This is a genomic window from Pseudomonas kribbensis (assembly GCF_003352185.1).
In the GTDB taxonomy this organism is placed as follows: domain Bacteria; phylum Pseudomonadota; class Gammaproteobacteria; order Pseudomonadales; family Pseudomonadaceae; genus Aquipseudomonas; species Aquipseudomonas kribbensis.
This window is the reverse complement of sequence record NZ_CP029608.1, coordinates 1,223,926-1,247,762: the sequence shown is the minus strand read 5'-3', so window position 1 is coordinate 1,247,762 and position 23,837 is coordinate 1,223,926. Positions and strand designations below refer to the sequence as shown.

Here is a 23,837-nt window from a genome sequence, read left to right as displayed (position 1 = left end):
AAATCGCCGCCTGATTTCGCTACAGCCCCCGGGTTCCGTTGCCTGTAGCCAAGTGCGCAACTTCTTGCACACCACTGCGCAAGAAGTTGCGCACTTTTGGCCTTAAATTGGCATGAAACATCTTGAAACATGCACTAAACAGCAGTTTCAGCCCCGTATCACGGAGACTTTGGAAAACCTGGCACGGTCCTTGATATAGCTTTGGCACCCACCGGGCGATTTCGCCTCCCGGGCACCCTAACTTTATCCGCAAGGAGCACCTCCCATGGCAACACCAGCGTACATGTCGGTTACCGGCGAAAAACAAGGCCTGATCACTGCCGGCGCCTTCACTGCCGACTCCGTTGGCAACACCTACCAGGAAGGCCACGAAGACCAGGTCATGGTTCAGGCTTTCACCCACGACGTGATCATCCCGCGTGACCCGCAATCCGGTCAGCCAACCGGTCAGCGCGTGCACAAGCCAGTCGTGATCACCAAGGTCTACGACAAGGCTTCGCCTCTGCTGCAAGCCGCTCTGACCTCCGGCGAGCGCATGAGCGAAATCGTTATCCAGTGGTACCGCACCTCGGCTCAAGGTACCCAAGAGCACTACTACACCACCAAACTGGAAGACGCGATCATCGTCGCCATCAACAACAAAATGCACAACTGCCAGGATCCAGGCAACGCGCACTTCACCCACCTGGAAGAAGTGCAGTTCACCTACCGCAAAATCACCTGGACCCACGAAGTATCCGGTACTTCGGGTTCCGATGACTGGCGTGCTCCAGTCGTTTAATTACGGCTGATCGTTTCAAGCATCGGCCAGCTCTGCTGGTCGATGTTGTTTACGCCCCTCCAGAATTTCGCGCGCGTTGACCGCTCTTGCGGTCGACGAACGCCGCTGTACAGCACGAGGAACAAGGGATGTTCGCGCCGGCCAATGAAACCCACTTTGCCCTGACCATCGAAGGGCTTTCCGCCGATTTCCAGGTGTTTACCCTCACCGGTCGGGAAGCCATCAGCCAGCCGTTTGCCTTCGAGGTGGAGCTGGTCAGTGAGCAGCCGTCGCTGGACCTCGAAACCCTGCTGCACAAACCGGCCTTCCTGCAGCTGTCGCCCGACGGCAGCGGCATCCACGGCCTGATCGACCGCGCCGCGCAAGGCGATTCCGGCAAGCGCCTGACGCGCTACTCCGTGACCCTGCGCCCGCAACTTTCGTACCTGGCGCACCGGATCAACCAGCGGATCTTCCAGAACCTCAGCGTGCCGAAAATCATCGGCAAGGTCCTCGAAGAACATGGCATCCAGGGCAACGCCTATGAATTCCAGACCGGTTCGATCTACCCCGAGCGTATCTACTGCGTGCAGTACGACGAATCGGACCTGCATTTCATCCAGCGCCTGTGCGAAGAAGAAGGCATTCACTACCACTTCCAGCACAGTGCCACGGCGCACAAACTGGTGTTCGGCGATGACCAGACGGTGTTCCACAAACTGGCGCCGGTGGCCTATCAGCAGGACTCCGGCATGGTCGCCAGCGACCCGGTGATCAAGCGCTTCGACCTGCGCCTGGAAACCCGCACCAGCCGCACCACCCGCCGCGATTACGACTTCGAAAAACCACGGATCACGTTAGAGAGCGAAAACCGCGGCGACGCCCTGCCCGACCTCGAGGACTACGATTACCCGGGCCGTTTCGTCGACCGCGAACGCGGCAAACACCTGGCCAAACGCGCCCTTGAACGCCATCGCAGCGACTTCCAGCTCGCCGAAGGCAAGAGCGACCAGCCGCTGCTGGTCAGCGGCCATTTCCTCGCGCTGAAAGAACACCCGAAAGCCAAGTGGAATGACCTGTGGCTGCTCACCGAAGTCCACCACGAAGGCAAGCAGCCGCAGGTGCTGGAAGAGTCGGTCACCAGTGACACCACCGCGCTGAAAGACGATTTCCATCAGGGCTACCGCAACCGCTTCCAGGCCACCCCGTGGGACGTGCCGAACCGCCCGCCCCTGCGCCACCCGAAACCGCGCATCCTCGGCAGCCAGAGCGCCGTGGTCACCGGCCCGCAAGGCCAGGAAATCCACTGCGACGAATACGGCCGCGTCAAAGTCCAGTTCCACTGGGACCGCGACGGCCTGGCCGACGACAAGACCAGTTGCTGGCTGCGCGTGTCTTCCGCCTGGGCCGGCGCCCAGTACGGCGGCATCGCCATCCCGCGCATCGGCATGGAAGTGCTGGTGACCTTCCTCGAAGGCGACCCCGACCAGCCGCTGATCAGCGGCTGCCTGTACCACAAGGAAAACACCGTTCCCTACGCCCTGCCGGCGAACAAGACCCGCACCACCTTCAAGACCCTGAGCTCGATGGGCGGTGGTGGCTTCAACGAACTGCGCATCGAAGACAAGAAAGGCCAGGAACAGATCTTCCTCCACGCCCAGCGCGACTGGGACGAGAACATCGAACACGACCAGAAAATCCGCGTCGGCAACGAACGCCACGACGTCGTGGAAAAAAACAGCTACACGGAATTCAAGGCCGAAGAACACCACACCGTCTACGAAGATCGCAAAGTCGAAGCCCGCGCCAACGACCACCTCACCGTGGGCGTGAACCAGCACATCAAGATCGGCACCGGGCAATTCATCGACGCCGGCCAGGAAATCCACCTGAGCAGCGGGATGAAAGTGGTGCTGGAGGCCGGCGCCGAACTGACGCTGGTCGGTGGCGGCAGCTTTATCAAGATCGATGGCGGCGGCGTGACCATGAGCGGGCCGGCGATCAATATCAATTCAGGCGGTGGGCCGGGGAGCGGCACGGGGGCGGCGCCATTGATGCCGGGGCCGTTGAAGCAGGCGGATACGGATAAGGCCGGGAAGTTGTTGGTGCCGGCCATGCTCAATCCGTTTGTACGAAAAAGCATGCAAGGCCTTCCCCTTGTTCCTGTCTGCGGAAAGCAATCCAACGGCGCTTGCTCACGAGAGGTTTGCCCATGTCTGCATGGCTGAGTCAATTCCTTGAAATACCAGTAGCCGCAGCGCCTTCGAGCAGCGGTGGAAGCCGTTCTCTGTATTGCATTATCGACAGTGTCCGCCAGCCCCACGCCCTCGAGCAGCTCTATCAGCAATCCGACCTGAACGGAGTGGAAAAACTGTTTCAGGACACGCCTTTTTCTGAAATGAATGATGTCAGCCCGCTTTGGCTTCAATTGAAACCGGGAAGCGCCGCAGCAACCAAGGCCATTGAACTATGCCGGGAGAATCGTTCAGGCATGCTTCTGACCTCCAGCGATACACCGGCAAATGCCTTACTGCATGCCCGTCGTCTGTTGCGAATGAACTCCCAATCCTACGGAGACTCTCTGGCGCGGTTCTACGACCCGGCTTTCTGGAGCGCATTGGCAATGACTGCCCCTGCACAAGCTCTCTACGGCCCATGGGAAAGTGTCCATACGCCGCCGGCTCATGTCGAAGATCAGAATTGGCGAACCTGGGAACGACCACACGACGCCAACGGCGCGAAAGATGAGTTCAGGTATCCCCTGCAATTGCACGACGACACGCTTGCCGCGTTCGATGAAATCCGCTGGTGGTATTGGATCAGGTCCCGGGAGGCTGAATCAGCCAATGGGTTACCCGACAGTGAACTACCTGTGGTGTCGGAAAATTTGCAGTTGCTGGTAGATCACGGCATTGACGAGGGCCGACATCTTGAGCGCTTGCTGCCGCAATTGAGGCGGAGCCCCTTACAAGAACGCACCGACGCCATGAACGTGCTGAGCAGCGAGATGCCGGCATTCGAGAAAGTACAACGACTGGAAGTCTGAGATGACAGGTACGTCCGAACAAACAACCCCGCAAGAGCCCACACCAGTCGTTATACCGGCGGATCCGCCAAAGACGCCCGCTGATGCCGAGACGTTCTGCAAGGACAAGAAGCCCGGTTGCAGCAGTAGCTACGACGACATCATCTACGTCACCGGCCAACGTCGATTCTGGCTGCTGCCCAAACGCACGTCGGAAAAGCTGAAGGAAAGCGTCAGCCTGCTCAAGCAGAAGACCGTCGACGCAGACAAGGCCACTCGCATGAGCAACATCGCCGATGCCGGATTGATGGAGTACTTCCTCACGCCGGGGCCGGAAGCCTTTCTCGAAGGCGAGCAACATAGCAGTTACTTGGCATCGAAGTCGGCAATCCCCGAAGACACTACCAAAAAAGCCCAGTGCCGTAAGGATTGGGAGGCGGCAAAAGCCAAGGGTGACAGCGACGCGACGATGCATGCCGAGCGCGAGATGTTCCACGCCGGACAACGCATCGAGAAAAACCGGAAAAACATGGAAACCCTCGAAAAAGTATCCGACGCAAAAGCAAAAACGTTGGGGTACAAACGAGAAAATGGGGTCTTCTATACCCCGCGTGCGTTAAAGGCTCGGGACGCCATCGACAAGTACATTGAAGAGCGTGACAAGGCCAAAGCCCATGGCTACAAAATGTTCGACCCTGGCACCAAGAAAATCGCTTCCGCCTGGGAGCACTTGAAAGACTACAAGGCGCTACACAAAAAACTGATTGAAACCGGTGAAGTCGATAAGAAGGCGTTGAAGGGGGTACAGCTCAACATCCTTGCGTTGAAAGACTTGATGTCCAAGTACATCAACTCCATCGTGGAACTCGCTGAATGCGGGATCGCGGTTCCCGAGTTCGCCCTCAGCCCCGACGATCAGTATGCGGGCACAGAAGACTTCCAAGCCTTCGTAGAGCTGACCACCAAGCGAGATGAACTCGAGAAGAAAATTGAAGACCGCTATTCCCAGTGGGTCTCGGCCACTGGAGGCAAGTCCGCGCCACCCGGGGTGCTCTTCGTTAAATTGAGAGATCAGTGGAACGAGCTGAATACCGAAGCAGAGCGGATTCAGACGACCGCCGAAGCCCGCGTGCGAGAAATCCGGCCCCCTCGTATGTTTCTCTGGGACCCCGAAACCTATAAGCCAAAACAGATTGAGCGCCTTGCCAAGACCAACATTCCTTTGCGCGAGCTCAGCAGCGCGTCGTCGACAACGATCCTGAACCACATCAGCCTCAAGCACTTGGCTCAGGTCAGCGGCAATGCATTCAAAGGGCAACTGAAAGAGCTTGCCACCAGCTTGCCCAAGTCAATCGCCAAAGAGGCCGACGACGATCGTGTTTTCAGTGACTGGCTCAATCAGGAGGGCGCACTTCAATTCGATGAAAAAGGTCCGTGGTTCGACGAGCATGGCTTGTTTGTGCCCGACAAATTCTTCGCTGCGCTGGAGGCCAAAGGCTACAGAGTTGAAAGCATCAAGGCTGAAGACAAGCGCAAACGTTGGGGTGAAAACCTCAAAGCGATGGTGTTCGAAGACAAGCAGCTTCGTAATCTCATGCTTTTTGACAACAGCCCGCAGGCCCAACTGGTCAGATGCTTGTTGCCAGAAGGCGCCAACCTGCTGACAGAAGTCAAAATGGAAGGCCCCACCTGGACAAATGGCGCCCCTCAAATTGCCAACGTTGAAGTCGCTCTGGATGTAACGGCATGGCGCGGGGAAGTGACCCTGCTGAAAGTCGAGCTGCCAAAACGGGCCAAGGCTGAACCCTGGACCGCCAAATACAAGGCTCACGATGGCAGTATCCGCAGCGTCAATTTCGGCAAATTGTCCCTGGATCTGGAAGCCAAGGCCTGGGGCTTCGCCGGCGCCAGCCTGATGCTTTCCCGCGATCTGTCTCTGGATCAAAAAACCGGTTACACCAGCCTTGTTGGCGTAGACGTTGCCGAAAAAACCGGCGAAGTGGGCAAGTACGAAGTGTTTGCTGGCGCCCAGGCTGGATGCAAGGTGACGGGTAAATTGTTCTGGTGCCCGCCTGCTGGCGTCCTCCCGCCTGCGCCAGTGCCGAACCGTCTGGCAGCCAACCAATGGCGCCCGTTGGCAAAACTGGAAGTCGAAATGGCGGTGGCGGTCGGTGCCGGCATTTCGGGAGACCTGAACCTGCGAGTGCACGACGGACGTCTTTTGCTGTCGATCAAAGGCGCGCTCGTATGGGGCGCTGGGGTCAAAGGCTATTTGACCTTTGAGGTCGGATACGAAAGCATCGTAGCCCTGACGGAACTGGTGCGACAGGAAATGGCCGCGAACCAATACAAGGATCTGGAGTGGGTGGAAACCGAAGCCCTGGCCTACGTGAAAAAACTGAGCTTCCTCGGCGCCACGGGAATTGATGTGGCGTTTGCTTATGTGCGTGGGTATGCAATTGTTAAAGAGATTTTTGAAGCTCTTACTGCGGGGGATCGTGGGGGGCAGATTGCGTATACGATAGTCAGAGATAAGAATCAGCAGGCGATACAGGAGTGGGTGTACAACCTGCCGCCGCAAGCGTTAGGTCCACTTTTATTAGCGCTGAGCGCACCTCCGAAAGAGTTCACCGTTGAAGACGAAGAAAAAAATGAATTCTTTGATGAAGAAGAAACACATCTCCTCCAGCAACGATCTATAGAGAAGTGTTTAACTTGGATATCGACTAAGAAAAACTCTTCTCATCAGTTCGAAGAAGCGATTATATGCATGAATAGGGACGGCGCACGTCCAAGCCAAGCGGGCCAGACTTATTGCAAAAATAAGTTGAAGCTAGACTCATTTATGACTGAGCGCGTTTTGGCTCTGCAAGCTGGCACCAACGAGATGAGGGCTCGATATCGATCGCTAGTTTCGAATATGGGAGCTCGATTGAATAGCCATTGCGACTACCAAACCGAGTACAAAGGCCCGGCTTTCGCACCAGTTCAAAAAATCAAAAGCACTTATAAAGGACCAAACATTGATTAGGAATTTTATTGGAGCTTTCTGGCTCTCGTTGATTTTCTGCAGTAGCGCAACAGCTGAGCTTAACCCCGCGCAAAAAACAGCCAGAGATTCGGGCATTGCGCTTTTTCGTCAAAGTGATTGGTACGACTCCCAGCCACTCCTCACGATCGCAGCGGAAGCTGGAGATCGTGACGCCCAATACTATTTGGGCGAAGCAATTCGACTAAGTAAGCGCTATATCACTGCCGAAGCTAAAAAATGGTATGAGGCAGCTGCTGAGCAGGGCGATCTTTATGCAATGCTTCGTTTAAGTAAAGAAGATGACTTGTGTACTATTATGGACAGCTGCTCTGAAAAAGACGCAAAAGATTGGCGAGAGCAAGTATTAAAAGCGGCAAACGAACGAGCAGTTAAAGGCGACACTGAAGCAATGACCGTGCTCTTTACAGCTGGCCAAGGGATTTCCTGGCTTGAGAAAGCGGCGGAAGGCGGTGACAGTTATGCCCAACAACTGTTAGCCAGCGTTTACAAAAGCGGTGCTGGTTGGTTTTTAGTTCCAGGGAGCCGCGAAAAAGAGATTAATCGACTGTTCAAATCTTCTTCTGAAGGTGGCAATCCGAGAGGGATGTTTCTCTACGCAAATTATTTATATGACCACGACGGCAGCAAAGAGGAAATCGCACACTGGGTAAAAAAAGCTGCAGAAAATAGCCATATAGACTCACTAATTACTTATGCATATAAAATCTCCGACCCTTCCAACGAACTCGGCTACCCAGTAAATCTGAAAGAAGCATACGGTTTGATTCTAATACTCTCGAAGCTTGAGGCCGGAACGGCTCCAGAGGACGCAAAACGAAAGCTTCCAGAGCTTGAGAGCCAGATGAAACCAGATGAAATAAAACAAGGCATCGAATTTTCCAAAGAGTGGGAAAAAACTCACCCGCCACTTTCGTATTTTGATCCAATTTACGGATATTAACACCCAGCAAAGACAAGCAAGGCCAGTTCAACAACACCAACATAGACCTGGCCGTTTTCAAAAAACAAGAAACCCCGACAGAGCTGCACTTTGAATATAAAAAACATTGCACTCGCTCTATATTTCACACTTTCATCATACCCGGCCTATGCCCAGCTCTCTGCGGACCAGCAAATAGCTAAAGATCAAGGCCTACATCTGTATCAGCAGAGTGACTGGTACGACTCTCAACCGCTACTTAAAGTCGCAGCCGAAGGAGGAGATCGAGTTGCCCAATACTACTTGGGGGAAGCCCTTCGCTTGAGCAATCGCTACACCACTGCCGAAGCAAGAAAGTGGTACGAAGCCGCTGCGAGTCAAGGCGATCTTTACGCGATGCTGCGCTTGAGCAGCAAAAGCGATCCCTGCAATGTTTTTGGGGATTGCACAGGAATGAGCGCTGACGAATGGCGCGATCAAGCAATAGAAATAGCCAAGAAACGTGCTAAACATGGCAACACTGAGGCTATGACTGTACTTTTTATCACCAAACAAGGATTTAACTGGTTAGAACAGGCTGCAGAAGCGGGCGACCCTTTGGCACAAAACACACTCGCGGGAATTTACAAAGACGGTGGTGGATGGTTTTTTATTCCGGGCAGCCGGAATAAAGCCATTGAAAAATGGTATAGAGCATCGGCTGAAGGCGGATACCCACGGGCAATGTATCTATACGCAAACTATCTTTTTGAAAACAACGGCAAAAAAGAAGACGTTGCTTTCTGGCTCAAAAAATCTGCGGAACATGGATACATTGAGGCGGTTGGAAACTACGCCCTGAGTGTAGCTCATATGCCTGACGATCTTGGCTATACAAAAGACCTGAAGGAGGCATATGCCCTTGCTTACTTGATGTCTGGGTTCAACGGTGGCGGAACGGCTGCTGAAGATGGAAAAATGATACTTTCTGACATTGCCAAAGAGATGACGGAAAAAGAAATCAAGCAAGGCATACTGCTTGCCAAAAACTGGGAAAAATCACACCCTCCTCTTTCATACTTTCCGCCAATTTATGGATACTAAAAAATCAAATAGCCACAACAATTCAAGCGCACGCCTTGCGCACACTAAGTTAGCCCATAACAAAAAAGGAAGATCAATATAAAATATTATCTTCCTCCTTTTTCTTGCATCGAATTACTCGTTACACAGACAAGAGCAGATCACCCCGCTTACACCAAAGCCACCCTCACCTGCCTCTCCAACTCCACCTTCAACCCCGGCTCCAGCTTCAACTGCCGCGCCAGTTCGTCCAGATAGCTCTTCTCCATGAAGTTCTCCTCATCCACCATCATCACGCTCGCCACGTACATTTCGGCGGCCATCTCCGGTGTGCTTGCCGCGCGGGCGACGTCGGTGGGGTCGAGGGGTTTGTTGAGTTCGGCGTGGAGCCAGTGTTTGAGTTCCTGATCGTTGTCGAGCTTGGTGAATTCGCCTTCGATCAGTTGGCGTTCGCGGTCGTCGATGTGGCCGTCGGCTTTGGCGGCGGCAACCAGGGCCTTGAGGATGGCCTGGCTGTGTTGTTCGACTTGCGCCGGTGGCAGGCGATCGAGGGTTTGCGGTTCGCTTTGCGGGGCGGTGCCTTTCTGGGCGTTCCAGTTGCCGTAGGCTTTGTAGGCGATCACGCCCAGTGCGGCGAGGCCGCCGTAGAGGGCGACTTTACCGCCAACTTTGCGGGCCTTTTTACTGCCCAGCAACAGGCCCATGGCACCGGCCGCCAGGGCACCGCCGCCAGCGCCTGACAGCAAGCCGCCGAGTGCGCCATTACTGGAAGATCCGCCCAGCAAGCCGCCCAGACCACCGGCAGCCGGTTTGTTCTGCGCCCCGCCCGCCTTGTTCTGCAGCAGATCCTGGCCGGACTTGAGGAGTTGATCGAGCAATCCACGGGTGTTCATGTTCCGTCTCCAAACAGGGGTTATCCGGATCAATAAGGCCCTCAGCCTAGTTCGAAAGTGCCCGTCACCTGGGTGCGAGTGTGCTTCCAGATGTTGCCTGGCCCGCCGCAGCCATTCGCGAAAATAGATATACACTCGAGGCAATCTATAAAAACCGCCCACCGGGTAAACCTTCCATGATGACCTTGCGTCAGATCCGCCATTTCATCGCCGTGGCCGAGACCGGCTCGATCTCCGCCGCCGCGCAAACCGCGTTCATTTCCCAATCGACCCTGACCCTGGCCATCCAGCAACTGGAGGAAGAAATCGGCGTCAGCTTGTTCAATCGCCACGCCAAGGGCATGACGCTCACCCATCAGGGTCACCAGTTCCTGCGCCAGGCGCACCTGATTCTGGCGACCGTGGACAACGCCAAACGCAGCCTGCAACAGAGCACCGATCAGGTCGCCGGGCAGTTGATCGTCGGGGTGACCAGTCTGGTGGCCGGTTATTACCTGGCGGATTTGCTCACCCGCTTCCAGCGTGCGTATCCCAACGTCGAGATACGGGTGATGGAGGACGAACGGCCGTACATCGAGCATCTGCTGGTCAGCGGCGAGATCGATGTCGGCGTGCTGATCCTCTCCAACCTCGAAGACCGCCACGCCTTGCAGACCGAAGTGCTGACCCACTCGCCGCACCGTTTGTGGCTGCCGGCCCAGCATCCGCTGCTGGAGCACGACAGCATCAACCTCGCCGACGTTGCCCGGGAGCCTCTGATTCAACTGAACGTCGACGAGATGGATCGCAACGCCCAACGCCTGTGGCGCGGCGCCGGACTGCAACCAAAGATCACCCTCAGAACTGCGTCGACCGAGGCAGTGCGAAGCCTGGTAGCGGCGGGATTGGGCGTGTCGATCCAGCCAGACATGACATACCGCCCCTGGTCGCTGGAAGGCGACATCATCGAGGCCCGGCCGATTGCCGACCTCAGCCAGACTCTCGACGTCGGGCTGGCCTGGCGTCGCGGCACCGCTCGCCCCGCGCTGGTCGATCCGTTCCTGACTGTGGCCCGCGAACAGCCGCACGGCGGACGCAAGCCATCTATTTAATCGAATGCCACCTTCAGTATTTAGAATTTGTCGACCCCGGAGCCGCGCACTAGTCTTGCTGCATCTATAAGACGGTCGGCTCCCGGAACAGGGAGCAACATGGCCATACAAGAAAAGAGATCACGGAAAATGGCTGGCGCGCAGACCCACATGCACACCGCGTTGCTGATCGACGGCGAACTGGTCGCCGGTCAAGGTTTTGTCGAACCGATCCTCAACCCGGCCACCGGCGAAGTCCTGACCCAGATCGCCGAAGCCAGCACCGAGCAAGTCGAAGCCGCCATCCTCGCGGCCCACCGCGCCTTTGCCGATTGGTCGCGCACCACTCCGCAACAACGCTCGAACTTGCTGCTGGAAATCGCCAGTGCCGTCGAGAAGCACGCCGATCACCTCGCCCGCCTCGAAGCCCTGAACTGCGGCAAGCCGCTACATCTGGCGCGTCAGGACGATTTGACCGCCACCGTCGATGTATTCCGCTTTTTCGCCGGCGCCGTGCGCTGCCAGACCGGCCAGCTCAGCGGCGAATACGTGCCGGGCTACACCAGCATGGTGCGCCGCGATCCGATTGGCGTCGTCGCGTCGATTGCGCCGTGGAACTACCCGATCATGATGGCCGCGTGGAAAATCGCCCCGGCCCTCGCCGCCGGCAATACGCTGGTGTTCAAGCCGTCCGAACACACGCCGCTGTCGATCCTGGCGCTGGCTCCGGCACTGGCCGAGATCCTGCCGCGTGGGGTGATCAACATTGTCTGCGGTGGCGGTGAAGGCGTTGGCAGTCACTTGGTCGGCCATCCGAAAGTGCGCATGGTGTCGCTGACCGGCGATATCGTCACCGGCCAGAAAATCCTCCAGGCCGCCGCCAAAACCCTGAAACGCACGCACCTCGAACTCGGCGGCAAGGCCCCGGTGATCGTCTGCAACGATGCCGATCTCAAAGCCGTGGTCGAAGGCGTACGCACCTATGGCTATTACAACGCCGGGCAGGATTGCACGGCGGCTTGCCGGATCTACGCTCAGGCCGGGATTCACGACAAATTGGTCGCCGAACTCGGCGCGGCGGTCAGCAGCCTGCGCTTCGCTGGCAAACGCGACGCCGACAACGAGATCGGGCCACTGATCAGCACTCGCCAGCGCGACCGGGTGGCCAGTTTTGTCGAGCGCGCCCTCGGGCAACCGCACATCGAGCGGGTGACCGGCGCAGCGGTGCATTCCGGCGCCGGGTTCTTCTATCAGCCAACCCTGCTGGCCGGTTGCAAACAGAGCGATGAAATCGTCCAGCGCGAAGTGTTCGGCCCGGTGGTGACCGTGACCCGCTTCGACGAACTGGCGCAAGCGGTGGACTGGGCCAACGACTCGGAATACGGCCTCGCCTCGTCAGTGTGGACCCAGAACCTGGACAAGGCGATGCAGGTCGCCGCACGCCTGCAATACGGCTGCACCTGGATCAACAGCCATTTCATGCTGGTCAGCGAAATGCCCCACGGCGGGCTGAAACGCTCCGGTTACGGCAAAGACTTATCCAGCGATTCGCTGCAGGACTACAGCGTGGCGCGGCACATCATGGCCCGCCACGGCCAGCATCTCTGACTACGCTAATAACAAGCCGCTGACGGCATGCTCCACCGCGTTCACAACTGCCCCGACCATAATTTAAAGAAGAGGGTTCACCATGTTCGTGCACAAGACCGCACTGCTCAGTGCAATCACTACGGCCCTGCTGGCCAGCGCCAGCCTGCAGGCCGCCGAGCCGCTGAAGGCCGTCGGCGCCGGCGAAGGCCAGCTGGATATCGTCGCCTGGCCCGGTTACATCGAACGCGGTGAAAGCGACAAGGCCTACGACTGGGTGACCGGTTTCGAGAAGGAAACCGGCTGCAAGGTCAATGTGAAAACCGCCGCCACCTCTGACGAAATGGTCAGCCTGATGGCCAAGGGCGGTTACGACCTGGTGACCGCGTCGGGCGATGCCTCGCTGCGGTTGATCGTCGGCAAGCGTGTGCAACCGATCAACACCGCGTTGATCCCGAACTGGAAATCCCTCGACCCGCGCCTGAAAGACGCGCCGTGGTACGTGGTCAACAAACAGACCTACGGCACCCCGTACCAGTGGGGCCCGAACGTGTTGATGTACAACACCAACGTGTTCAAGACCGCGCCGACCAGCTGGAACGTGGTGTTCGAGGAACAGAACCTGCCGGACGGCAAGCCGAACAAGGGTCGCGTACAAGCCTACGACGGCCCGATCTACATCGCCGACGCGGCGCTGTACCTGAAATCTACCAAGCCTGAGCTGGGGATCAAGGATCCGTATCAACTCACCGAAGATCAGTACAAGGCCGTGCTGGAACTGTTGCGCGCCCAGCAGAAGCTGATCCACCGCTACTGGCACGACACCACCGTGCAGATGAGCGACTTCAAGAATGAAGGCGTGGTCGCATCCAGCGCCTGGCCGTATCAGGTCAACGGCCTGATCAACGACAAACAGCCGATCGCTTCTACCGTGCCGAAAGAAGGCGCCACCGGTTGGGCCGACACCACCATGCTGCACGCCGAGGCCAAGCATCCGAACTGCGCGTACAAGTGGATGGACTGGTCGCTGCAACCGAAAGTCCAGGGTGATGTGGCGGCGTGGTTCGGTTCATTGCCGGCGGTTCCGGCGGCTTGTCAGGGCAGTGAGTTGCTCGGGGCCGAGGGCTGCAAGACCAACGGGTTCGATCAGTTCGACAAGATCGCTTTCTGGAAAACACCGCAGGCTGAGGGTGGGAAGTTTGTCCCGTATAGCCGGTGGACGCAGGACTACATTGCGATTATGGGCGGTAGGTAATCGATCTTTCCTGTGGGAGCGAGCTTGCTCGCGAAGTGGGTATCACATCCAACATTGCAGGTGACTGACCCACCGTCTTCGCGAGCAAGCTCGCTCCCACAACAGATCCCCGCCAATACCGCGATCTCATCTGGCAACAGATAACCGTTATTCGTTTTTCAGAAGTCCAGGCAGGGCCGCTGCGACGGCCCTCGCCTTTTTGGAGCACCGCATCATGACGCTTGCAGTCCAGTTCACCAACGTTTCCCGGCAGTTCGGCGAGGTGAAGGCCGTTGACCGGGTTTCCATCGACATCCAGGACGGCGAGTTCTTTTCCATGCTCGGCCCTTCCGGTTCAGGCAAGACCACGTGCCTGCGCCTGATCGCCGGGTTCGAACAACCGAGCGCGGGTTCGATCCGCATTCACGGCGCCGAGGCCGCCGGTCTGCCGCCGTATCAACGCGACGTAAATACCGTGTTTCAGGATTACGCGCTGTTCCCGCACATGAACGTGCTGGACAACGTCGCCTACGGATTGAAAGTCAAAGGTGTGAGCAAGACCGAACGCCACAAACGTGCAGAAGAGGCGCTGGACATGGTCGCCCTCGGCGGTTACGGCGCACGCAAGCCGGTGCAGTTGTCCGGCGGTCAGCGCCAGCGTGTCGCCCTCGCCCGCGCGCTGGTCAATCGTCCGCGAGTGCTGTTGCTCGACGAACCGTTGGGCGCTCTCGACCTGAAGCTGCGCGAACAGATGCAGAGTGAACTGAAGAAGCTGCAACGCCAACTCGGCATCACCTTCATCTTCGTCACTCACGACCAGACTGAAGCGCTGTCGATGTCCGACCGCGTGGCCGTGTTCAACAAGGGTCGTATCGAGCAGGTCGACACCCCGCGCAATCTGTACATGAAACCCGCCACCACCTTCGTCGCCGAATTCGTCGGCACTTCGAACGTGATTCGCGGTGATCTGGCGCGCCAGCTCAGCGGTCATCCGCAGCCGTTTTCGATCCGCCCGGAACACGTACGTTTCGCCGAAGGCCCGTTGGCCAGCCATGAAATCGAAGTCAGCGGTCTGCTCCATGACATCCAGTATCAAGGCAGCGCCACGCGCTATGAACTGACCCTGGAAAACGGCCAGACCCTGAGCATCAGCCAGGCCAACAATCAATGGATCGACAGCAGCGCCCAGCACCAGACCGGCCAGCGCATCAGTGCTCGCTGGGCGCGGGAAGCGATGATTGCGCTGCACGACACCGTTGCGAGCGGGGTGTGATATGACCGCCCTCGCCCTCCCTCAATCGGCACCGTTGCGCAGGTTTTCCAACCTGCTCTATCGCAAGCCGAATTTGTATCTGTCGATGCTGCTGGTGCCGCCGCTGCTGTGGTTCGGCGCGATCTATCTCGGCTCGCTGCTGGTGCTGTTGTGGCAAGGTTTCTACACCTTCGACGACTTCACCATGGCGGTCACGCCTGACCTGACCCTGGCCAATTTCGCCGCACTGTTTCAGCCGTCGAACTTCGACATCATTCTGCGCACCCTGAGCATGGCCGTCGTGGTGTCGATCGCCAGCGCCATCGTCGCGTTCCCGATTGCCTACTACATGGCGCGCTACACCACCGGCAAGACCAAGGCGTTTTTCTACATCGCAGTGATGATGCCGATGTGGGCCAGTTACATCGTCAAGGCCTACGCCTGGACGTTGTTGCTGGCCAAGGGCGGCGTGGCGCAGTGGTTCGTTCAGCACCTGGGGCTGGAGCCGGTTCTGCACTTCATTCTCGGGATTCCCGGGGTCGGCGGCAGCACCTTGTCGACCTCGCATCTGGGGCGGTTCATGGTGTTCGTCTACATCTGGCTGCCGTTCATGATTCTGCCGATCCAGGCCTCGCTGGAACGCCTGCCGCCGTCGTTGCTGCAAGCCTCCGCGGACCTTGGAGCCAAACCGCGCCAGACCTTCATGCAGGTGATTCTGCCGCTGTCGGTGCCGGGCATCGCGGCCGGTTCGATCTTCACGTTCTCGCTGACCCTGGGCGACTTCATCGTGCCGCAACTGGTGGGCCCGCCGGGCTACTTCGTCGGCAGCATGGTCTACGCGCAGCAAGGCGCGATCGGCAACATGCCGATGGCTGCGGCGTTCACGCTGGTGCCCATCGTGCTGATCGCCATCTACCTGTCCATCGTCAAACGACTGGGGGCCTTCGATGCACTCTGAAAAAGCATCTCTCGGTCTGCGCATCGCAGCCTGGGGCGGGCTGGTATTTCTGCACTTCCCGATCCTGATCATCTTCCTCTACGCCTTCAACACCGAAGACGCGGCGTTCAGCTTTCCACCGAAAGGCTTCACGCTGCACTGGTTCAGCGTGGCGTTTTCCCGGCCGGACGTGCTGGAAGCGATCAAGCTGTCGTTGCAGATCGCGGCCATCGCCACACTGATTGCGATGGTGCTCGGCACCCTCGCTTCCGCTGCGCTTTATCGCCGGGACTTCTTCGGCAAACAGGGCATTTCGCTGATGCTGATCCTGCCGATTGCATTGCCGGGGATCATCACCGGGATCGCGCTGCTGGCGACCTTCAAGACGCTGGGGATCGAGCCAGGGATGTTCACCATCATCGTCGGCCACGCGACCTTTTGCGTGGTGATCGTCTACAACAATGTCATCGCCCGTTTGCGCCGCACTTCGCACAGTCTGATCGAGGCGTCGATGGATCTTGGTGCCGACGGCTGGCAGACCTTCCGCTACATCATCCTGCCGAACCTCGGCTCGGCCCTGCTCGCCGGCGGCATGCTCGCGTTTGCGCTGTCGTTCGACGAAATCATCGTCACCACCTTCACCGCCGGCCATGAACGCACCTTGCCGCTGTGGTTGCTCAACCAGTTGAGCCGCCCACGGGACGTGCCGGTGACCAACGTCGTGGCGATGCTCGTGATGCTCGTAACCATGCTGCCGATCCTCGGCGCCTACTACCTGACCCGGGGTGGCGAGAGCGTGGCCGGCAGCGGCGGCAAATGAATTTCCTGACCTTTCCCACCCTGAATTTGCAGTAGAAAGAGGACAACAACATGCAAACCAAACTCTTGATCAACGGCCACCTGGTCAACGGTGAAGGCCCGGCGCAACCGGTGCTCAACCCGGCGCGCGGCGAAGTGCTGGTGGAAATCAACGAAGCCACCGAAGCCCAGGTCGATGCCGCCGTGCGCGCCGCCGACAGTGCCTTCGCCGAATGGTCGCAGACTACGCCGAAAGACCGTTCGCTGCTGCTGCTCAAACTCGCCGACGCCATCGAAGCCCACGGTGAAGAGCTGGCGAAACTCGAATCGGACAACTGCGGCAAACCCTACAGTGCCGCGCTGAACGACGAGATCCCGGCGATTGCCGACGTGTTCCGTTTCTTCGCCGGCGCCAGTCGTTGCATGAGCGGTTCGGCCGGCGGCGAATACCTGCCCGGCCACACGTCGATGATCCGCCGCGACCCGGTGGGCGTGATCGCCTCCATCGCGCCGTGGAACTACCCGCTGATGATGGTCGCCTGGAAAATCGCCCCGGCCCTCGCCGCCGGTAATACCGTGGTGCTCAAACCGTCGGAACAAACCCCGCTGACTGCGTTGCGTCTGGCCGAACTGGCGTCGGATATTTTCCCGGCCGGTGTGCTCAATCTGGTGTTCGGTCGTGGGCCGAGCGTGGGCAGTCCGCTGGTGACCCATCCGAAAGTGCGCATGGTTTCGCTGACCGGCTCCATCGCCACCGGCTCGAACATCATTTCCAGCACCGCCGACAGCGTCAAACGCATGCACATGGAACTGGGCGGCAAGGCCCCGGTGATCATCTTCGACGACGCCGACATTGATGCTGCAGTCGAAGGCATTCGCACTTTCGGCTTCTACAATGCCGGCCAGGACTGCACTGCTGCCTGCCGGATCTACGCCCAGCAAGGCATCTACGACAAGTTCGTCGAGAAGCTCGGCGCGGCGGTGAGCAGCATCAAGTACGGCTTGCAGGATGATCCGTCGACCGAACTGGGGCCGCTGATCACCGCCCAGCATCGCGACCGCGTGGCCGGGTTTGTCGAGCGCGCCGTAGCGCAACCGCACATTCGTTTGGTCACTGGCGGCAAGGCTGTGGAGGGCAATGGCTTCTTCTTCGAACCGACCGTGCTGGCCGACGCGCAGCAGGACGACGAAATCGTCCGTCGCGAAGTGTTCGGGCCGGTGGTGTCGGTAACCAAATTCACCGATGAAGCCCAGGCGCTGGAGTGGGCCAACGATTCGGACTACGGTCTGGCGTCCTCGGTGTGGACGGCGGATGTAGGACGCGCCCATCGCCTGTCCGCACGGTTGCAATACGGCTGCACCTGGGTGAACACGCACTTCATGCTCGTCAGCGAAATGCCCCATGGCGGTCAGAAACTGTCCGGCTACGGCAAGGACATGTCCATGTACGGGCTGGAGGACTACACCACGGTTCGGCATGTGATGTTCAAGCACTAAAGGCATCCCCCCGGCTTCAAGGCAGAAACCGGTCATTCGCACCACCAGGCATTCAAAACAATAACTACCGATCCGGGCGGCGCTCACAAAGCCCCGCCACGGTTTCGGCCATCCGAAATCTGCCGATTTCACGGAGCAAACACACATGAGTGCATCACCCGATCTCTCAGCCGCCGTTGCCGACAGCGATGCCGAACAACTGCGCCGACTGGGCTACACCTCCAACTTCAACCGCAGCATGAGCCTGTGGGAAAACTTCGCGCTGGGCTTCACTTATCTTTCACCGGTCGTAGGGGTTTATACCCTGTTCGGCCTGTGCCTCGCCGCCGGCGGACCACCGATGTTCTGGGCCTACTTGCTGGTCGGTTGTGGGCAATTGCTGGTATGCCTGATCTTCGGCGAAGTGGTGTCGCAGTTCCCGATTTCCGGCGGCGTCTATCCTTGGGCGCGGCGTCTAGTGGGCAAGAAATGGGCATGGATGGTCGGCTGGATCTACTCCATCGCCCTGTGCGTGACCATCGCCGCCGTTGCGGTCGGTGCCGGCCCGTACCTCGCCGCCATGCTGGGTTTTGAGCCGAGCAACAACACCAACATCGTCATCGCCCTGGTGCTGACGCTGTTCGCCACACTAGTCAACCTCAGCGGCACCAAAGTGCTGGCGCGGATCGCCATGTTCGGCTTCCTCTGCGAGCTGGTGGGCGCGGTGATCGTCGGCGTGTACCTGCTGATTTTCGAGCGTCACCAGCCGATCAGCGTGCTGTTCAACACCTTCGATATCAGCGTCGACGGCTCTTACCTGCCGGCGTTCCTCACCGCTTCGCTGGCGGGGATGTTCCTCTACTACGGCTTCGAGGCCTGTGGCGATGTGGCCGAAGAAACCCCGAACCCGAGCAAGAAAATCCCGGTGGCCATGCGCATGACCATCTACATCGGCGGCATCGCGGCGATGTTCGCTTGCCTCGCGCTGATCCTTGCCGTACCGGACATGCAAGCGGTGATCAACGGCACCGACAAGGACCCGGTCACCACCATCCTCAACAACGCCTTCGGCCCGGTCGGTTCGAAAGTGGTGATGGGCGTGGTGATGATTTCCTTCATCTCCTGCGTCATCAGCCTGCAAGCGGCGGCGAGTCGTCTGCTGTATTCCTACGCTCGCGATGAAATGGTCATCGGCAGCCGACTGCTGAAAAAGATTTCTCCTACTACTCAGGTGCCGGTTGCTGCGCTGTTCGTGTCCGGCGTCCTGCCCGGCCTGATCATCGCCCTCGGCTTCTTCCTGCAAGACGCCGTAGCGACCATCGTCAGCTTCGCCGCCATCGGCATCTACCTCGCGTTCCAGATGATCGTGCTGGCCGCCCTGTACGCCCGCAGCAAAGGCTGGAAACCCAGCGGCAAATTCACCCTCGGCGCCTGGGGCTGGCCGGTGAACATCAGCGCGCTGGTCTACGGCGTCGGCGCAATCATCAACATGGCCTGGCCACGCACGCCGGATGCGGCGTGGTACATCAACTACGCGATGGTGCTGAGCACGGTGATCGTGATTGGTCTGGGGTTGATTTATATGTGGATTGGCAAGCCGTATGACCATGGGAAGGCGCCGGCTGGGGATGCGTGGAAAGTTAGCCGCTGATTTGAATAGCCCCGGCATCGTTGTTTGATTCCGGGGCTTGATCGGCATCGTCTCCGCGAAGCAAAACCATCAAATCGTCGGTACGCCATTTGATATCCGCTTTTCCGCGCACCTTGTCGAAACAATCTTCAGGATCTTTCGGACGGCTGCCCTTGCTGTGTTTGTTCAATGGTCTGCTCCGGGTCACCGCAGTAATCGGTTTCAGTTGGATAGATATAGGAAACTCACGGGGAGAAGTGGAGCTTTCGTAAGCTCACGGCAAATACAGGAAACTCCTACAGATCCGCCCTTCTTGAAATAGCTGCAATTCCTACAACATCCGTCGGCAGAGTAGACTTGGCGCTGCTAGCGCCTGACCGATAGGCTTTATCCCGTCGCTGCCCAATCAGCGGCCCGGGGTCGAAGCCGGTACATCATCAACATGGCGCAACTGCGTCCTCCATAGAAACCGAGGCTTTTTTGCCTTTCGGATTCGCGTTATGGCGGACCGTGTGGCGCGGGCCTCTCGGCTTCCATGTTGATCGAGAATGTTCCGACTTCGAACGCCGCACGGTTCGCCTCCCAAATCTGTCGAAGGATTAGGCGGCTCTCATTTCAACATGGAGTAGAAATTGACTATGCACGCGCAAAACTCACCTGAGACCCAAACGCACTTTATCCCTACGGTTTTCACCCGCCACAACCGCTTCCTCCATGCTCTCCTGCTCGATCACCAAGCCTGGTTCTGCGCTCAGGATCTCGGCCGCATGATGGGCCATCCCTTGACCCCACGTGTCACCCTGAAACTCGACCCCGACCAACGCCGCACCGTCCGGCTGCGCAAGTACGGCAAAGTTGTCGAGACACCGATGGTCAGCGAATCCGGCATGTACACGTTACTCGTGCACCATTTCATCCCGGAAAACCGCAATCTGCGGCAATGGCTGAGCAATGAGGTGATTCCCATCCTGCGGGAAACCAGCTCAGCAACAGAGGAAAACTACCCGAGCCTGAGCTCGGTGCATTGGGCCGGCGTCACCGTGCCGCTGCTCCACTGGCAACAACAGGCCTGGGTGAAATGGCGGGACATGCCTGAGTTGATGCTGGCGCAGCGTCCCCGGTAAACCTCAAGAATGAAAAAGGGGCGGACTTCACAGTCCGCCCCTTTGGTTTTTCACTTCAAAACCGCGAAACACTCCTCATCGCATCCACCAGATACCTCATCGCAATCCGGTCGCTCTCCGACAACTCCCGGTATCGCTCCACCAGCTTCAGTTCGTCAGGACTGAGCCGGCGTCTTCGCCGGACGTTGGTGAGGCAGGGAAAGATGCCCAACATTTCGGTAATGCCTTGTCCTTTTGCCATGGACGTTGTCCTTTTCCAGTACGTCAGAATTTTTCCAAAACCGCATCGCCCTGCTCCCTTAAGCAGCGATTCGAGCCCTGCCCGCCCGAAAGGTCGAGACCGGCCATGCCCATAGAATAGAAATTAAATCGGCGCTGAAAAGTGGTTTTTAGAGTAATTAGTCGAAAAAAGCAGATATGCCCTGTAAATCAGAAAAGGCTGTGGGATAAGTAACCGTAACGTCTTGTTTCATTGAGACGCTGTCGCCGTGTAATCAAGGAATTTTGCAAAATCAGCGAACGGATTAAGCTAGCGCGCATCTGTTACTAGTCCGTAGCGTTTGGCCGAAGGCTTGTCCGAACCGTAATTTCTGATCCAGTACGTGCCAGGAACGGCGCGGGATTGTCCACGACAGGTTGTATCTATGCACCGCAGGAATTTGCTCAAAGCGTCCATGGCCATTGCGGCTTATACCGGCCTATCGGCCACGGGCCTGCTGGCCTCCCGCGCCTGGGCCGCCTCTGGCGGTGCCGCCGACGGTGAAGCCCAGGCCTTCGACTTCGAAACGCTGAAGCGCCAGGCCAAGCAACTGGCCGGCAGCGCGTATCAGGACACCAAGCAGGTGCTGCCGCCGACCCTGGCGACCATGACCCCGCAGAACTTCAACGCGATCCGCTACGACGGCGAACACTCGCTGTGGAAGGAGAACAAGGGTCAGCTCGACGTGCAGTTCTTCCACGTCGGCATGGGTTTCCGCCAGCCGGTGCGTATGTACAGCGTCGATCCCAAGACTCGCACAGCCCGCGAGGTGCATTTCCGCCCTCAACTGTTCAACTACGAAAACACCTCGGTCGACACCCAGCAGCTCAAGGGCGACCTGGGTTTTGCCGGCTTCAAGCTGTTCAAGGCGCCGGAACTGGATCGGCATGACGTGGTGTCGTTCCTCGGCGCCAGCTACTTCCGCGCGGTGGATGCCACTGGCCAATATGGCCTCTCCGCCCGTGGCCTGGCCGTCGACACCTACGCCAAGAAACGCGAAGAATTCCCTGACTTCACCAAGTTCTGGTTCGAGACTCCGGATCAGAACGCGACCCGCTTCGTGGTCTACGCCCTGCTCGACTCGCCGAGTGCGACCGGCGCCTATCGCTTCGACATCGATTGCCAGGCCGAGCGCGTGGTGATGGAAGTCGATGCCCACATCAATGCCCGCACCGCCATCGAACAGCTGGGCATCGCGCCGATGACCAGCATGTTCAGTTGCGGCACCCACGAGCGCCGGATGTGCGACACCATTCACCCGCAAATCCATGACTCGGATCGTCTGGCCATGTGGCGCGGCAACGGCGAGTGGATCTGCCGCCCGCTGAACAACCCGGCGACCCTGCAATTCAACGCTTTCGCCGACACCGATCCGAAGGGTTTCGGTCTGGTGCAGACCGACCACGAATTCGCCAACTATCAGGATACCGTCGACTGGTACAGCAAGCGGCCGAGCCTGTGGGTAGAACCTACGACCGCGTGGGGCGAAGGCTCCATCGATCTGCTGGAAATTCCTACAACCGGCGAGACCCTCGACAACATCGTCGCGTTCTGGACGCCGAAAAAGCCTGTGGCCGCCGGCGACTCGCTGAATTACGGCTACAAGCTCTACTGGAGCGCCTTGCCGCCGGTCGGCACGCCACTGGCACGAGTGCATGCAACTCGCTCGGGCATGGGTGGATTTGTCGAAGGCTGGGCACCGGGCGAGCACTACCCGCCGGTCTGGGCCCGTCGTTTTGCCGTGGACTTTACCGGTGGCGGTCTGGATCGCCTGCCGCAGGGCACCGGGATCGAACCGGTGGTGACTTGCTCCAACGGCAAGGTGCAGGACTTCAGCGTGCTGGTGCTGGATGACATCAAGGGCTACCGGATCCTGTTCGACTGGTACCCGACCAATGACAGCGTCGATCCCGTGGAGCTGCGCCTGTTCATCCGCACCAACGACCGCACGCTGAGCGAAACCTGGTTGTACCAGTACTTCCCGCCAGCGCCGGACAAGCGCAAGTATCCTTGATGATTCTCTGGCGTCAGATCGGGCCTCATCGCTGGCAAGCCAGCTCCCACATGGATATCGATTGATCACAGTGTTTGTGAACGACCGAAAACCTGTGGGAGCGAGCTTGCTCGCGATGGCGTCAGTCCAGGCGACAGTAAAAGTGGATATCGTGAGGCTCGAGTGCAAACAACTCGGGGTCCGGTTGCGCCAGCAACCGGCAACCCTGGCGCTGATAGAACTCCACGGTATTTCGCGACTCGGTCGCCGAGACATACAACGCCTCGGCGCCAACCTCTCGGCCATGCTCGCAAGCCAGGGCAAACAAGCGCCCGCCCAATCCCTGCCCGCGCCAGGCACGGCTGATGTGCAGGAACTTCAACTGCCGCATCTTCAGGCCCTGATTGTGAATAACCCGGTTATCCACAACCACTGCCGCCACCAGTGTTTCGCCATCGAAAAGGCCGTGTAGCCAGCCGCCGCTGCGCCAGCACTTTTCCAATACCCGCGCATTCTCCTCCGCCTCCCCTTCGGGCCAGCCACGCATGTCAAAACGCGCTGGATACAGAATCAACTCACCGTTCTCCACGCGATAACATTCCTCGACCAACTCACTTCGGTCGATCAGCGCCAGCAGTGGCAAGTCGGATTCAGTCAGCGCTCGTTCGATCAACATTGCAGTCCATTCCCTTGCGATTCCGGACGGCAGACAAGAAAAAACCCGCCGGTTCAATGGCGGGTTTTATAGGCTGTGCGGCGGGTCGGA

The 23,837-nt window shown here is 58.4% G+C and carries 20 protein-coding genes; 16 read left to right on the top strand and 4 right to left on the bottom strand.

The window, feature by feature from the left end; all coding sequences use genetic code 11:
• Positions 1-265 precede the first annotated feature (265 nt).
• From DLD99_RS05645 to DLD99_RS05620, 6 genes are all read left to right on the top strand, one after another.
• The gene (locus DLD99_RS05645) at positions 266-781 is read left to right on the top strand and encodes an Hcp family type VI secretion system effector (protein ID WP_007949952.1); all 516 of its coding nucleotides are present in this window, start codon (positions 266-268) and stop codon (positions 779-781) included.
• 128 nt (positions 782-909) lie between these two features.
• Positions 910-2,988: a type VI secretion system Vgr family protein gene (locus DLD99_RS05640; RefSeq protein ID WP_114881541.1), complete on the top strand. Its 2,079-nt coding sequence runs from the start codon at positions 910-912 to the stop codon at positions 2,986-2,988.
• On the top strand, positions 2,973-3,806 hold the full coding sequence (locus DLD99_RS05635) for a DUF4123 domain-containing protein (protein WP_114881540.1): 834 nt from the start codon (positions 2,973-2,975) through the stop codon (positions 3,804-3,806). Before DLD99_RS05640 ends, DLD99_RS05635 begins: the two co-directional genes overlap by 16 nt.
• 1 nt (position 3,807) lies before the next feature.
• Positions 3,808-6,816, top strand: coding sequence for a hypothetical protein (locus DLD99_RS05630; protein WP_114881539.1), 3,009 nt, complete (start codon positions 3,808-3,810; stop codon positions 6,814-6,816).
• A complete protein-coding gene (locus DLD99_RS05625; protein WP_114881538.1) occupies positions 6,809-7,777 on the top strand; it encodes a tetratricopeptide repeat protein in 969 nt (322 codons plus the stop codon). Before DLD99_RS05630 ends, DLD99_RS05625 begins: the two co-directional genes overlap by 8 nt.
• Before the next feature lie 90 nt (positions 7,778-7,867).
• Positions 7,868-8,839 carry a tetratricopeptide repeat protein gene (locus tag DLD99_RS05620; RefSeq protein ID WP_244220779.1) on the top strand — a complete coding sequence of 324 codons (972 nt, stop codon included), beginning with the start codon at positions 7,868-7,870 and terminating at the stop codon, positions 8,837-8,839.
• 149 nt (positions 8,840-8,988) lie between these two features.
• Here the strand turns inward: DLD99_RS05620 and DLD99_RS05615 are convergent, their stop codons facing one another.
• Complete coding sequence (locus DLD99_RS05615; protein ID WP_085611451.1) at positions 8,989-9,711, bottom strand: tellurite resistance TerB family protein; 723 nt, start codon at positions 9,709-9,711, stop codon at positions 8,989-8,991.
• Between the two features lie 176 nt (positions 9,712-9,887).
• Here DLD99_RS05615 and DLD99_RS05610 point away from each other — a divergent pair, with 176 nt between their 5' ends.
• The 8 genes from DLD99_RS05610 (at position 9,888) to DLD99_RS05575 (ending at position 19,716) form a co-directional block, all read left to right on the top strand.
• The gene (locus DLD99_RS05610) at positions 9,888-10,802 is read left to right on the top strand and encodes a LysR family transcriptional regulator (RefSeq protein WP_065259672.1); all 915 of its coding nucleotides are present in this window, start codon (positions 9,888-9,890) and stop codon (positions 10,800-10,802) included.
• A 99-nt stretch (positions 10,803-10,901) separates the two neighbouring features.
• Positions 10,902-12,389, top strand: a complete 1,488-nt coding sequence (locus DLD99_RS05605) for a gamma-aminobutyraldehyde dehydrogenase (protein ID WP_114881537.1) — start codon at positions 10,902-10,904, stop codon at positions 12,387-12,389.
• Between the two features lie 82 nt (positions 12,390-12,471).
• Positions 12,472-13,623 (top strand): putative ABC transporter substrate-binding protein YdcS, encoded by a 1,152-nt coding sequence (gene ydcS / locus DLD99_RS05600; protein ID WP_114881536.1) that lies wholly within the window; start codon positions 12,472-12,474, stop codon positions 13,621-13,623.
• 214 nt (positions 13,624-13,837) lie between these two features.
• On the top strand, positions 13,838-14,875 hold the full coding sequence (locus DLD99_RS05595) for an ABC transporter ATP-binding protein (protein ID WP_114881535.1): 1,038 nt from the start codon (positions 13,838-13,840) through the stop codon (positions 14,873-14,875).
• Between the two features lies 1 nt (position 14,876).
• Positions 14,877-15,812, top strand: coding sequence for an ABC transporter permease (locus DLD99_RS05590; RefSeq protein ID WP_114881534.1), 936 nt, complete (start codon positions 14,877-14,879; stop codon positions 15,810-15,812).
• Complete coding sequence (locus DLD99_RS05585; RefSeq protein ID WP_085697286.1) at positions 15,802-16,611, top strand: ABC transporter permease; 810 nt, start codon at positions 15,802-15,804, stop codon at positions 16,609-16,611. Before DLD99_RS05590 ends, DLD99_RS05585 begins: the two co-directional genes overlap by 11 nt.
• A gap of 50 nt (positions 16,612-16,661) precedes the next feature.
• Positions 16,662-18,086 carry a gamma-aminobutyraldehyde dehydrogenase gene (locus tag DLD99_RS05580; protein WP_114881533.1) on the top strand — a complete coding sequence of 475 codons (1,425 nt, stop codon included), beginning with the start codon at positions 16,662-16,664 and terminating at the stop codon, positions 18,084-18,086.
• Positions 18,087-18,231: 145 nt separating this feature from the next.
• A complete protein-coding gene (locus tag DLD99_RS05575; protein ID WP_114881532.1) occupies positions 18,232-19,716 on the top strand; it encodes an APC family permease in 1,485 nt (494 codons plus the stop codon).
• Here DLD99_RS05575 and DLD99_RS05570 read toward each other — a convergent pair.
• Positions 19,706-19,885, bottom strand: coding sequence for a hypothetical protein (locus tag DLD99_RS05570; RefSeq protein WP_225739946.1), 180 nt, complete (start codon positions 19,883-19,885; stop codon positions 19,706-19,708). The two genes, DLD99_RS05575 and DLD99_RS05570, sit on opposite strands and share 11 nt — an antisense overlap.
• A 448-nt stretch (positions 19,886-20,333) precedes the next feature.
• Between DLD99_RS05570 and DLD99_RS05565 the strand changes: the two genes are divergently transcribed.
• A complete protein-coding gene (locus DLD99_RS05565) occupies positions 20,334-20,819 on the top strand; it encodes a BRO-N domain-containing protein (protein WP_114881530.1) in 486 nt (161 codons plus the stop codon).
• 55 nt (positions 20,820-20,874) lie between these two features.
• Here DLD99_RS05565 and DLD99_RS05560 read toward each other — a convergent pair whose 3' ends face one another.
• Entirely contained in the window at positions 20,875-21,060 is a 186-nt protein-coding gene (locus DLD99_RS05560) for a hypothetical protein (protein WP_039769577.1), read from the bottom strand.
• A gap of 403 nt (positions 21,061-21,463) precedes the next feature.
• Between DLD99_RS05560 and DLD99_RS05555 the strand changes: the two genes are divergently transcribed.
• Positions 21,464-23,092, top strand: a complete 1,629-nt coding sequence (locus DLD99_RS05555) for a glucan biosynthesis protein D (RefSeq protein WP_085711631.1) — start codon at positions 21,464-21,466, stop codon at positions 23,090-23,092.
• A gap of 121 nt (positions 23,093-23,213) precedes the next feature.
• On the opposite strand, the gene DLD99_RS05550 is transcribed toward DLD99_RS05555, so the two are convergent.
• Positions 23,214-23,747, bottom strand: coding sequence for a GNAT family N-acetyltransferase (locus DLD99_RS05550; RefSeq protein WP_114881529.1), 534 nt, complete (start codon positions 23,745-23,747; stop codon positions 23,214-23,216).
• Positions 23,748-23,837 lie beyond the last annotated feature (90 nt).